Source organism: Vibrio sp. 1F279, from assembly GCF_041439815.1.
GTDB classification, from domain to species: domain Bacteria; phylum Pseudomonadota; class Gammaproteobacteria; order Enterobacterales; family Vibrionaceae; genus Vibrio; species Vibrio tasmaniensis_A.
In genome coordinates, this window is record NZ_JBGOOU010000014.1 from 53,277 (window position 1) to 65,565 (window position 12,289).

Annotated in this window: 10 protein-coding genes; 2 read left to right on the top strand and 8 right to left on the bottom strand. The window is 46.4% G+C overall.

The genetic code is table 11. The features are described from left to right. Positions 1-78: 78 nt before the first annotated feature. The 7 genes from pheT to ACED60_RS12295 form a co-directional block, all read right to left on the bottom strand. On the bottom strand, positions 79-2,499 hold the full coding sequence (gene pheT, locus ACED60_RS12265; RefSeq protein WP_371727666.1) for a phenylalanine--tRNA ligase subunit beta: 2,421 nt from the start codon (positions 2,497-2,499) through the stop codon (positions 79-81). Between the two features lie 18 nt (positions 2,500-2,517). Next, positions 2,518-3,501: a phenylalanine--tRNA ligase subunit alpha gene (gene pheS / locus ACED60_RS12270; RefSeq protein WP_065676958.1), complete on the bottom strand. Its 984-nt coding sequence runs from the start codon at positions 3,499-3,501 to the stop codon at positions 2,518-2,520. A 390-nt stretch (positions 3,502-3,891) separates the two neighbouring features. Continuing rightward, positions 3,892-5,124 (bottom strand): hypothetical protein, encoded by a 1,233-nt coding sequence (locus tag ACED60_RS12275; RefSeq protein ID WP_371727667.1) that lies wholly within the window; start codon positions 5,122-5,124, stop codon positions 3,892-3,894. A 9-nt stretch (positions 5,125-5,133) separates the two neighbouring features. Continuing rightward, entirely contained in the window at positions 5,134-5,955 is an 822-nt protein-coding gene (locus ACED60_RS12280) for an outer membrane lipoprotein-sorting protein (protein ID WP_371727668.1), read from the bottom strand. A gap of 44 nt (positions 5,956-5,999) precedes the next feature. Next, positions 6,000-8,573: an RND family transporter gene (locus tag ACED60_RS12285; protein WP_371727669.1), complete on the bottom strand. Its 2,574-nt coding sequence runs from the start codon at positions 8,571-8,573 to the stop codon at positions 6,000-6,002. A 120-nt stretch (positions 8,574-8,693) separates the two neighbouring features. After that, positions 8,694-9,479: a TetR/AcrR family transcriptional regulator gene (locus ACED60_RS12290; RefSeq protein WP_371727670.1), complete on the bottom strand. Its 786-nt coding sequence runs from the start codon at positions 9,477-9,479 to the stop codon at positions 8,694-8,696. Positions 9,480-9,702: 223 nt separating this feature from the next. Beyond that, a complete protein-coding gene (locus tag ACED60_RS12295; RefSeq protein WP_371727671.1) occupies positions 9,703-9,903 on the bottom strand; it encodes a hypothetical protein in 201 nt (66 codons plus the stop codon). Between the two features lie 207 nt (positions 9,904-10,110). Between ACED60_RS12295 and ACED60_RS12300 the strand changes: the two genes are divergently transcribed. Both ACED60_RS12300 and ACED60_RS12305 read left to right on the top strand, forming a co-directional pair. Then, a complete protein-coding gene (locus ACED60_RS12300) occupies positions 10,111-10,890 on the top strand; it encodes a hypothetical protein (RefSeq protein WP_371727672.1) in 780 nt (259 codons plus the stop codon). After that, the gene (locus ACED60_RS12305) at positions 10,811-11,587 is read left to right on the top strand and encodes a hypothetical protein (protein ID WP_009847007.1); all 777 of its coding nucleotides are present in this window, start codon (positions 10,811-10,813) and stop codon (positions 11,585-11,587) included. Before ACED60_RS12300 ends, ACED60_RS12305 begins: the two co-directional genes overlap by 80 nt. Positions 11,588-11,764: 177 nt before the next feature. Here ACED60_RS12305 and ACED60_RS12310 read toward each other — a convergent pair whose 3' ends face one another. Beyond that, positions 11,765-12,259, bottom strand: coding sequence for an outer membrane beta-barrel protein (locus ACED60_RS12310; protein WP_009847008.1), 495 nt, complete (start codon positions 12,257-12,259; stop codon positions 11,765-11,767). Positions 12,260-12,289 lie beyond the last annotated feature (30 nt).

Here is a 12,289-nt window from a genome sequence, read left to right on the forward strand (position 1 = left end):
TGCGAGTTAATACCCCACTCTCTAACAAAAAAGGCCTCGCTATGCGAGGCCTTTGATTTTTCTATCTATCAGAAGAGATTAGTCGCGAAGTGCTGCGCCGAATTTCTCTGAGATTGAAGCTACGATAGCATCTACTGAACCAGCGATGTCTGCATCTTCTAGTGTGCGCTCTACAGACTGTAGGCTAAGTGCGATTGCTAGGCTCTTCTTACCTTCTTCAACGCCTTGACCAACGTATACGTCGAACAGTTTAGCGCCTGTTAGGAATTCGCCACCAGCTGCGATACACGCTTCTACGATGTCGCCAGAAGCGACTGCTTCGTCAACAACTACGGCGATATCACGACGGTTTGCAGGGAACTTAGATACGGCTACTGCTTCTGGAAGCACGCGAGTGTTGATAGCTGCCCATTCGATTTCGAATACGATAGTACGGCCGTTAAGACCAAACTTACGCTCTAGTTCTGGGTGAACAGTACCAATGATACCCACTTCCCTTTCTGTTTCTAAACCAGCGTCTACCACGATAGCCGCAGTTTGACCTGGGTGAAGTGCTGGGTGCTTCGCTGCTTTGAAGCTGTATGCGATTTCGTTTGCAGAAAGCTCAAGAACGGCTTCTAGGTCACCTTTAAGATCGAAGAAATCTACAGTGTTAGTTGCAATGTCCCAGTGCTCTTCGCCACGAGTACCAGAGATAACGCCCGCAAGCATCATTTCTTGGCGCATGCCGTTTTCAGCAGTTGCTTCAGGGATGAAACGCAGGCCTGATTCGAATAGACGAACGCGAGACTGTTGACGCTTCTGGTTGTGAACAACTGTGTTTAGCAGACCTTGGATTAGGCCAAGACGCATTGCTGACATGTCCGCAGAGATTGGGAATGGCAGGATTAGCGGCTCAACACCAGGTACAACAAGCTTTTGCTGTTCTGGTTCTACGAAGCTGTATGTGATTGCTTCGTGGTAGCCACGGTCTACAAGAAGGTCACGAACGCGCTTAAGCGGTTGGTTAGCTTCTTTGTGGTCATTCATTTTAAGTGCCGCTTTAGGCGCTTGGTTTGGAATGTTATCGTAACCGTAGATACGACCTACTTCTTCAATTAGGTCTTGCTCGATTGCGATATCAAAACGCCAAGATGGAGACGTTGCCGTCCAACCTGCGTCTGTGCTCTCGCTCTCTTCAACAACAGCTACTTCACAACCTAGGCGAGTAAGAATTTCCACTACGTCTGTAGATGGGATTTCGTGACCTAGTAGGCTGTCTAGCTTAGCGCGACGTAGAGCAACTACATTTGCTTTAGGAAGATCAGCTTCAGATTCGCTGCCGTTTACTGGCGCAACTTCACCACCGCAGATTTCAACTAGAAGCTGTGTTGCACGCTCCATTGCTGCTGCTTGAAGTGTTGAATCAACACCACGTTCGAAACGTAGAGAAGAATCAGTGTGAAGGCCGTAAGCACGTGCGCGACCACGGATGTGATCCGGTGCGAAGAATGCAGCTTCAAGAAGTACATCTGTTGTTTCAGTAGTAACACCTGAATCTTGACCGCCAAAGATACCAGCGATTGCTAGTGCTTTGTTTTGGTCTGCGATAACAAGTGTGTTGCTGTTTAGTTCAGCTTCGTTGCCATCTAGAAGTGTTAGCTTTTCGCCCTGCTCTGCTAGACGAACCACGATACCGCCTTCGATCTTAGCTAGATCAAATGCGTGCATTGGTTGGCCTTGCTCTAGCATCACGTAGTTTGTGATGTCTACAACTGGGTCGATTGAACGGATACCACAACGGCGCAGTTTTTCTTGCATCCAGATTGGAGATTCCGCTTTCACGTTTACGTTCTTAACCACACGGCCAAGGTAACGTGGACAAGCATCAGTTGCTTTAATTTCAACAGATACTGTGTCTTCAATGCTTGTTGCAACAGCTTCAACTGTTGGCTCTGTAACGTCTGCGCGGTTTAGTACGCCAACTTCACGAGCAAGGCCACGGATGCTGAAGCAGTCTGCGCGGTTTGCTGTTAGGTCTACGTCGATAGTTACGTCGTTAAGCTCAAGAAGCTCACGTACGTCCATACCTAGCGTTGTGCCTTCTGGTAGCTCAAGGATGCCGTCTGACTCTACGTCGATACCTAGCTCAGAGAAAGAACAAAGCATGCCGTGCGATGGAACGCCACGTAGTTTTGCTTTCTTGATTTTGAAGTCACCAGGAAGTACTGCGCCAACTGTTGCTACTGCTACAGTTAGGCCAAGACGACAGTTAGATGCACCACATACGATGTCTAACAGCTCTTCTTCGCCGATATCAATTTTAGTTACTTGTAGTTTGTCTGCGTCTGGGTGCTGACCGCACTCAACCACTTTACCTACTTTAACGCCGGTGAATTCACCAGCAACAGGTTCTACATCGTCAACTTCCAAACCAGCCATAGTGATTTGGTGAGCTAGCTCTTCGCTGTTAATTGCAGGTTTAACCCACTCGCGTAGCCAAGATTCACTGAATTTCATAGTTTTGACTGCCCCGGATTACTTGAATTGTTTAAGGAAACGAAGGTCGTTCTCGAAGAACGCACGAAGGTCATTTACGCCGTAACGAAGCATCGTTAGACGCTCTACACCCATACCGAATGCAAAACCAGAGTATTTCTCAGGGTCGATGCCAACAGAGCGAAGTACGTTAGGGTGAACCATGCCACAGCCTAGAACTTCTAGCCATTTGCCATCTTTACGTTTCACGTCAACTTCAGCTGAAGGCTCTGTGAACGGGAAGAATGAAGGACGGAAACGCACTTCAACTTCTTCTTCAAAGAAGTTACAAAGGAAATCGTTAAGAATGCCTTTAAGTTGTGCGAAGTTTACGTTCTCATCAACTAACATACCTTCCACTTGGTGGAACATTGGCGTGTGAGTTTGATCGTAGTCGTTACGGTAAACACGACCCGGAGCAATGAAGCGGAATGGCGGTTTGCCGTTTTCCATCGTACGGATTTGAACACCAGAAGTGTGCGTACGTAGCATTAGATCAGGGTTGAAGAAGAAAGTATCGTGATCAGTACGAGCTGGGTGATCGTCTGCGATGTTTAGTGCATCAAAGTTGTGGAATGCATCTTCGATCTCAGGGCCAGACTCAGTGCTAAAGCCAAGCTCACCAAAGAACTGTTCGATACGCTCAACTGTGCGTGTAACTGGGTGAAGACCACCGTTCTCAATGCGACGACCTGGTAGGCTCACATCGATAGTTTCTTCAGCTAGTTTCGCTTCAAGCTCTGCACGTTGAAGTGCGTCTTTGCGAGCTACGATCGCTTGTTGAACAGCACCTTTCGCTTTGTTGATCTCTTGACCAGCAGTGCGACGCTCTTCAGGTGGAAGTTTACCTAGGCTTTGTAGTTGAAGAGTTAATTCACCCTTCTTACCTAAATACTGAACTCGCACTTCATCAAGTGCGACTAACGAATCTGCTGTATCAATAGCAGTCGTTGCATTAGCAATGATCTCTTCTAGATGTTGCATCATTTCCTCATCTACCAGTTGGTAGTGTCCGTATCGGATGATTAGTTTTTTTAGATAGCTACACATAGTAATCAAACACGCAACCAATGCCAAATTGAATCGCTAAAAGAACAAGTTATTGACTAAAAACACGGCAAATTTAACGTTAGAAAACAGAATTTCATTGAAATCGATTAAATCAAAGAAAAACCGATACAAAAACGTCACCAAGTGAGACAGTTTGATTACATTCACAAAACCTTGTTTGAGGGGTGATGTTAGGAAGAGAATAGTTGAAGAGTGGGATTGAGAATTGAAACCAAGGAGCGAGGTTTGAAGCCACCGATCCTTGGTTTATTCGTGGAAAAGCTAGATTGGAACGTAAAAAATCGGAGCTAAAACATCGAGCCTTTAGAAGTAATACTCCAACGCAACTTCGACAAAATCATCTTTGCGAGCGAAGAACAACAAGTCCTCTGGGGTTTCGTTCTCAAACAGCCAAGCGTTTAATCGCCACTTTAGGTTGTTGTTGATACGGCTTGAGGCTTCCAGCTTTGCACTGTAGACATCACTGTTGTCCAAGTCTTGAGTGATGCCTGTAAGCACTTCGGTGCCGTCTTCATCATTCAAGGCGAAGCGAGCCCCGAGGAACACATCGTTTTGACCGATGGTTTGGGCGTTGTTACCTCGGCTGTCATACAGGTATTCGGCAATGAAGCCGATGTCCCAATACGACTCAAGCGCCCCAACCCATGTGTATTCAAAACCGGTCGCGACACCTGTGTGGTTGTCGTAGCTATCGCGATAAATGCTTTCAAGCTTCCATAACCAATCACCCATAATACCTTGTACATCGAGTCCGAAATGCTGCATTTGCGCGTAATACGGCTTGAGTTGATTGCCTTCTACACGATAATAAGGGTCGCGATTTGTGCCGCCTAAATAACTTAAACCGACATCCCAATCGCCGTACATTTGGCTATAGCGCAGTGCCATATCAACGTGCTTTTCTTCTCTCGAAGATTCGTAAAGCGCATCATCCGATACAGGCACGGTTGGCCTTAACCGACCGTCTTCCCCAGCGAAGGTACGCTCACGAAAATACGGCAGTAACATGGCATCGATGGTTCCCCAGTCTTTGATTGAGGTAAAGTGCACCATAGGCTGACCTAACTTCGACTCACCATCGACCGATTCAATGGCATCGGTTTGATTGACCACATCGACCAAATGCGCCGATTCGGTCACACCCCAGAACACCTTGCCGACACCCGCTCGCAGTTCATAATCGTCCCAATAATTGAGATACAGAGCTTCACGAACGTCGCCATGGGTACGCTCATCGTCTTCGCTGTCTAGACGATAAAACGGCGTGAAGGTAAAGCTGCCATTGCCCTCTTGTTGCTCCCAATAAAACTCTGGTTGCAACACCAGTGAGCTTTGTCCTTTATCTTGCCCTTGCAAACCGTCACTAAAGAACTGCCTGTGTTCGAGGTTAACCTGCCCTGCTAGCTCTGGGGTGACCTGTTCTACGAACTCAGAGCTAAAACCAGCCGCCACACATGGCAACGACACCTGCATTAGCCCAACTGTCGCCGCCAAGGTTAAAGATAACTGCGTTCCTGTTAACACAATCCTTTTCATATTCTTGCCTTACTTTGCACGTTTGAGTGTGTTTTTCTGGAAATCTTTGTCCTTAAGACCGGTCTGGAACGCTAAATCTGTCGTGGTTAGTACCGTGCTCTTGCCTGTTTGGTGGTTTTGCATCGACATAGTGTGCGCGCGCCAGTATTGGTTTAGGTATTGTTTGTAATCTTGGAACGACAGGGTTTTCAGCAATGCGCCTTTACGGTCGTAAAACTCAACCTGAACGGGGCGGTAATATTGTTGGTCTAGCCATACCTTCTGCATGGTGTAGCCTGAGTTTTTATCGGTCGGAACCTGCTCCAAAACAAAGGTATCGACGCCTTCGATTTTGGCGTCTTCAATGTAGTTAAAGGTATACTTTCCTAACTCGAACGAGCTCAAGTCTTCGTAAGCAAATTCACTGCCCATAAACGGGCCCGATTTGTTGCGTGAAGAGATGCGTTTTACACGTTTCAATGCAGGCAGATACAACCATTGGTCATCCGATTTGGTGATGTGTGAATGGTTCAAGAAAGCCGTGCCTTTTACGTCGCGAGGCTCATCAAAAATGGTCAGCCCTTTATCGCCATCGTCATCCACTTCTAACGACTTCAATCGCATTAGGCGCGAGCTACTTTCGCCTTGTTTGTTGCGAAGTAGCATTTCCATGGTCGCAACAGAATCGCCCCACCCCATATCAACGGCTTTGCGTTGCTCGGCAATCTCGAGGCCTTTCGCTGGGTCTGCTAATGCAGGGAAAGCCGCCAATGCGCCTATTGTTAACGTGCCGACGGTTAATGAGCTGGCGGTCAGTAATGTGGTAACGAATGATTGTTTAACGCTTTTCATAAATTTCTCCTTGAGTCAGCCCACCGCAGCAGGCTGACGATTCCTTATTTGGTTGAAGCAGACAGTTCGCCGGCTGGGTTAGCTTGCGCTGTTTTAGATAGCTCTGTTTTAGATAACTCGGCTTTAGATAGCTTTGATTCGTGCTGAGGTTTATCTGCATAGTGCGTCTGCTTGTCGAAGATCATCAGCAAGCTCGGTAGCAAGATGAAGTCGACCACCAGCGCTATGAAAATCACAATCGCGCTGAGTAAGCCCATGTCGGAATTGAGTCTGAAGCTCGACATCGCCAGTACAGAGAAACCCGCCACAAGCACGACCGTGGTGATCCACAGTGCGCGACCAACGGTGTGGAAGGCGTAACGAACGGCTTCTTCTGCTGATTTTCCTTCCATTCTGGCGCGTTGGTATTTACTCAAGAAGTGCACCGCATCATCGACAACGATACCCAACGTGAGCGTGACCACGACTGACAAACCCAAGTTGATTTCACCAGAGATCAACGCCCATAAGCCAAAGCCGATAATCGCCGGGGCAATGTTTGGCACTAAACTGATCACACCCAAGCGAACCGAGCGCAGTGCGAAGATCATCAGGCCAGAGATAAGCACTAAGGTGATTGGCAGAGTCGATAGCATGCTCGCCATGTTGGTTTCGCCAATGTGAGCAAACATCAGAGATGGGCTCGACGCGACTACTTCATATTGAGGTGCATTGGCTGCAAACCACGAGTAGATACGCTCTTCGAGTTCCACCAATTCCACGCTGCCTAAGTTGTCGACGGTGAGTACCATTTTGATCGATGATTTATCGACGTTGATTTGGTTATTCAAGTCCAAACCATAAGGCAGAGACATCTCATAAAGTAATAAGTATTGCGCGGCAAGTTCACGGTTAAGTGGCAGTTGATAGTAGCTGTCGTCATCGCCGTGCATGTTCTTATTCAAACGCATGTAAACATCAGAAAGCGTTGCCACATGGTCGGTTTCTGGTTGAACGCGTAGCCACTCAGTAAAGTCACCAATCGCTTGTAAGAACACAGGATCAGCAATCGCTTGAGACTCGTTGGTTTTGACCGCAATACTAATGGTGGTCATGCCGCTTACAGTCTCTTCCATGAAGTCGGCCGCTTGTCTGAATTCGCTTGAGGTATCGAAATACTTCACCGATTCATCATTCACTTTGTTCAACGGAATTAACGCCGCAGCACCAACAATCACAAGAGTAGAAATAGGCAGCAGTGCTTTACGGTTAGCAACGACAAAATCGCCGAGCTTATCCATGAAGGTCACTTTATCTGCCGCCAATGGATTTGCTGGCAAGCTCTTAACTGGCAACAGTTTTAACAGCGCAGGAAGCATGGTCACAGAGAGGAAACACGCGATGATCACGCCCAATGCCGACAAGTTACCGAAGTCTCGTAATACGGGAGAATCCGACATGTTCATCATCAAGAAACCAATCGCGGTGGTCACCGAAGTAATTAAGATCGGCATCGCATTAAGCTTGATGCTGTATTGAATGGCTTGTGCTTTCTCCATCCCGCGCTGCATCGCTTGTCTCATGGTCACAATCACGTGAACACAATCAGCAACGGCAAGAGTTAACACTAAGGTTGGAACGTTAACCGTTGCGGTGCTGAGGAACATCCCTGCCCAGCCAGACAAACCCATGGTCGCGACAATCGAGGAGATAATCACAACTAAGGTAGCCACCACACTAAAGAACGAGCGCAACATAAAGGTGAGGAACACCAACACCACCAACAGCATTAACGGCACGAGCGTTGAGCTGTCTTCTTGGGCCGACATCATAAACGCGTTGTTCATGGCAATGATGCCCGCTTTATGGAATTCGACATTCGGATAATCGGCTTGGTACTTACCAATCATGGTGTTGATGGCCGCGATCACTTCTTGCACTTCAGCAGTTTTATCCACTTCGGGCAATTGCACGGTGACGTTAACAATCGTCACATCACCAGAGGCCGACACCAATGCGTTCTTGAGCAGTGGTTCGTTGAGCGCGATCTGTTTTACTTTGGCGATTCGCTCGGGCGTGTGCTCATATTCTTCGTACAGCAAGTCTTCCACCAAGAGGTCGTCTTCAACCGCTTCGGTATGCTGATAATTGGCAAGCGAATCGACACGGCTTGAGTACGGGATCTGCCACGCATCGACCGTGAGGTTTTGAATTAAGGTAAGGGTTTCTGGGGTGAAGACATTGCCATCTTCAGGTGCAACAACAATCGCGAGGTTGTCGGTTTTTGCAAAGGTAGTTTGGATCTCGTCAAACGCCATCAACTGTTTGTTGGTGCCTTCAAAGAAAATGTTGTAGTCCCCTCTAAAGTAGAGGTTCTTCGCCCCAAAAGCAGAGAGCATGATGATTGAAAAAACCACCAGCAGAACGATAAACGAACGCTTGGTCGGTATTGAGTGCCAACTGTTATTTAGATTATGAGCCCGTTGACCTGAGTTAGACGATTGACTATCTAAATCGGGTTTTTTAGTTAAACCGAGGTTACTAGTTAAATTGGGCTTCTGGCTGTCATGTTCCATCACAGTCTCCATTTGTGACGATTCGTCATTGTTGTGTCTTAAAAAGCCAGCCGAAGCTGACAAAAAACACAATTCTTAGTCATACACTCAAGAAAACCAAAACCACGTTAGGCCAACTTAAGTTTATGACGAATCGTCACAAATGGTTATTAATAAACCCACATGAGTGGGCTTAATGGAAGCTTATCGACCTACTGATTCTAAGTAGGTGATTTCTTCACTGAACAGTTCTTGTTCTACACGACGCCAAGTTTTGCGGTAATCCCAATCGCTAGAAAGGGGCTGCCAATTTAGGCCGTCTAGTAGCATGTTCGCGTTGTGTAATACTGAATACGGGTCTTGTAACCGCTTAATACAATGGCTGTTTGATGCGTTCTGTGACAAAGCATTTGAACCAAATGCGATTGACCAGTTAGCAAACACGATGGCATCTGAACCCACACCAGAAGAGAACTTAAGGTCACCGGCTTCTACTGCTCGGTTTACCATTGAATCGGCTTGTTCAATCACCAACTCTTCCAGTTCATTCATCTCGGTTACACGTACACTAGACGCTTTCTCTAGTACCCACGGGCTTTTCGCCATGATCGCACAGGTTGATAGTACCGGTTCCATGCGAGCATAGATTCGGTAAGCAACGTGCAGTGCGACAATCTTTTCACGTGTGTTGCCTTCAAACTCTCCAGAACGAGCAAACATCAATGCCTCGGTCTTTAAAGAGTGAATACACAAGGCTAAAACCACGTCTTCTTTGCTGCAAAAGTGATTGTATATCGTACCTTTAGAATAAGAACTTGCTGCCGTTAGCCTATCCATCGTGAGGTTTCCGAACCCTTGTTCTCGAACCAGATCTTTTGCTAACAACATCAATTCTACTTCTCGGTCTGCTATAGACTGCTGCTTTTTAGACAACACGCCTTTGCAACCAAAGATACCTTGTTTATCGCCTTTACAACCAAAGCCAAACATAATTTCTCAGTCCGTATTTGAGCTTAGCTATCATCTAAGCTTCGCCAGTATTTAAAACGCTCCTATCCAATATATTAACACGAATAGTAAATTCATGTAGTTAACCATTTTGTGACGCTTCGTCATTTCTGACTTATCGTCATAATAGCGCAAATATTGATCATATCAAGGTGTTTCATAAAATTAAATTCACTTTATGAATAGATGAGAAAACCATCAATAATCACATCGCGTTACTCACCAGCCTGCCGTCATTAACTGGCATAGCATCAGTAACCAACATAAGATCAATAACCGACACAGCATCACTAACCAACGCGGCATCACTAAACAACGCAACATCACTAACCAACGCAGGAAGAAGCGCCTTAGTTTGGCGAAACCAATACAAGCCCATTACGCTGTCTTCATCTAAATAGAGCATGATGGTTTAGGACAGTCAGCTATTCGAGCCGAATGGAGGGGTACGTAAACCACGAGAATGAGTGAGTTCAGGTTCACTTTTTGGTGCAGACCTCTCCTTATGGTTAATATTTGGCTTACTAATGCCGTTTTCTACTAAGTTGCTATAAATTAGGTAAGGGGTGACTTACAATAGTGACAACGACTTACCTTTTTTGAGAACACGATATTGAGCGCCAAATATTCTTATTTAGCTTGGCAAGTGAATACTTCTAGCCCAGCAGAAAAGCTTGTTTTATTGATGCTTGCAGACGGTGCTGACGAATTCGGCTACACCAATGTGTGCTTACAAACAGCAGGTCAACGTTGTGCTCTCTCTACGTTTGGTTTAGCCGACTGCCTTAAGTGTTTAGTCGACCAAGGTTTTCTCGATAAGGTAAAAGTAGATTATCGAGATCAAAAAGAGATTCACGTTTTCAAAATGCTCATTGAGCAAGAGCAAGCTACGGCGCACGTTGAGGTTCAACCGACCAACAGTATTCCTGTCTACTCTACGGCACCTGCACCTGCACCTGCACCTGCACCCAAGTTTCAGCCTGCTCCGGCACCGATGCAACACATTCAGCATGCCCCTCGCCCACAAGGCCGAGGCTCAATGAACAGCAACACCGTATCTACTCATGATCTCAACGAAGAAGAGATACCATCATGGGCAGAACGTGCGTTTAAATTCTCCGGTTTGACCGGTGACCATAGTTTAGTATGGAAGAAATTTGTCCTCTGGTATAAAGCCAAAGCCAATGAATTAATGCCACTATCTCGGATTGAATCCAAGCTGCAGTACTGGCTAGTTAACGAGAAGCAAAATGAAAGACAACAACAGCAGAAGACCTCTCAATATTCAGGAAATGCAGGACAAGCTCAAGGAAATGGGTATAGACAAAAGCTTAGCCCATCTGAACGCTTCAGGCAGCAGCTCATTCAAAAAGGCAAAAAGCCAACCTTCTGAGCCAGCTTCACCTGTTGTTCCTGACTCTACAGGCTCAGTAGTACCTGAAGTTATTGAAGCACAGAGCACTGAAGTAGCGACACCCAATGCTGCCAGCACGGGTTCGTCTCAACAAGTGCCTGTTGTTGACCAAGATCCCGCTGAGTTGGAGCTGACCGATTGGTGTATCCATGTTTTCGGTTCTTTCTTAAGCGTGTACGAAACTCAGTGGGAATACCAATACGGTAGTGAGCCAAGCGGAAAGTTTCTTGAGTTTGCGCACTCTGTAGACTCAGACGGCCTTAACCGCGTGCTAATGCACTGTCATGAACGTATTCAACTTGGCAACAGTTGGCCGCCGCAAATGGGTGAGCTTTGGATTCTAAAGGATTCATTAACAGAAGAAGAGCTGCTTGATAGCCGCATTCGCGTGTTGTCACGCACAGCTGTTAACAACATTGAAAAGTGGCTTATCCAAAACAAGCTGTACGACTTGAAACGCACCGCTGAAAACAAGCTTGATGGCCTGTTTAAGAAGTACTATTTGGAAGCAAAACGTTTAGATGAGAAAGGCATGCTAGAAACTGAATTACCGCAGTTCCTTCTTGCTGCTAACTCCGTAAAGAACCTGAACGATTTAAAACGTGAAGAGTACGAAAGCCAACACGGCAAAGCGATTAACCCAAGAATTCAGAAAATTCTAAACAGTAAAAAGTAGCCTTCTACGGTCTACGGTCTACGGTCTACGGTCTACGGTCTACGGTCAGAAAATACCGTCAAGATTACCCGGTCAATAGATACAAAAATGCCAGCTATCAAGCTGGCATTTTTTATGAGTTTTACTAACCCATCAAACAATTATCCGACCGCTATTTACGATCGCCTTACTGATTAATTACAGTAGGTGGATAGTTGCGTTTAGAGAGAAAACGCCTGAGTCGTCATCTTTCATGTTGAAGTTTTGGTAGCTAGCGCCTACAGATAGTGGGCCAAAGATGAAGTATTCTGCGCCTACACCGTACATGATATCAACTTCGTCTTGCTTGAAGCCGTTCGCTTTAAGCTCATAAGAGTGAAGACCACCCTTCGCGTATACGTGAAGAGGACCAAAGTCGATGCTTGGTTTGATTGCTAGGTAAGTTGTGCTTGCGTCTAGTTTAGTCAGTGTTTGGTTGCCGTATTTAACACTGTCGAAAGAACCTAGATCCCAGTAACCCGCTTCAACACCAATAAATGGAAGGATGCCCGTACCCACGTGGATACCCATCGCTGTCTCTTCTTGATTACCTAATGAGTTTTGACCACCCATTGCGCCGCCGTACAACCAAGAATCAGCCATCGCTGTTGAAGATGCACCTAGCAGTGCTAGAGCCAATAACGTTTTTTTCATATTCGACCTTTTTCGTCCTGTTGGCAGGCC

Bases quoted from the DNA above. Each gene is read 5' to 3' on its own strand.
- pheT (WP_371727666.1), bottom strand. From the start codon at position 2,499: ATGAAATTCAGTGAATCTTGGCTACGCGAGTGGGTTAAACCTGCAATT.
- pheS (WP_065676958.1), bottom strand. From the start codon at position 3,501: ATGCAACATCTAGAAGAGATCATTGCTAATGCAACGACTGCTATTGAT.
- ACED60_RS12275 (WP_371727667.1), bottom strand. From the start codon at position 5,124: ATGAAAAGGATTGTGTTAACAGGAACGCAGTTATCTTTAACCTTGGCG.
- ACED60_RS12280 (WP_371727668.1), bottom strand. From the start codon at position 5,955: ATGAAAAGCGTTAAACAATCATTCGTTACCACATTACTGACCGCCAGC.
- ACED60_RS12290 (WP_371727670.1), bottom strand. From the start codon at position 9,479: ATGTTTGGCTTTGGTTGTAAAGGCGATAAACAAGGTATCTTTGGTTGC.
- ACED60_RS12295 (WP_371727671.1), bottom strand. From the start codon at position 9,903: ATGCTCTATTTAGATGAAGACAGCGTAATGGGCTTGTATTGGTTTCGC.
- ACED60_RS12305 (WP_009847007.1), top strand. From the start codon at position 10,811: ATGGGTATAGACAAAAGCTTAGCCCATCTGAACGCTTCAGGCAGCAGC.
- ACED60_RS12310 (WP_009847008.1), bottom strand. From the start codon at position 12,259: ATGAAAAAAACGTTATTGGCTCTAGCACTGCTAGGTGCATCTTCAACA.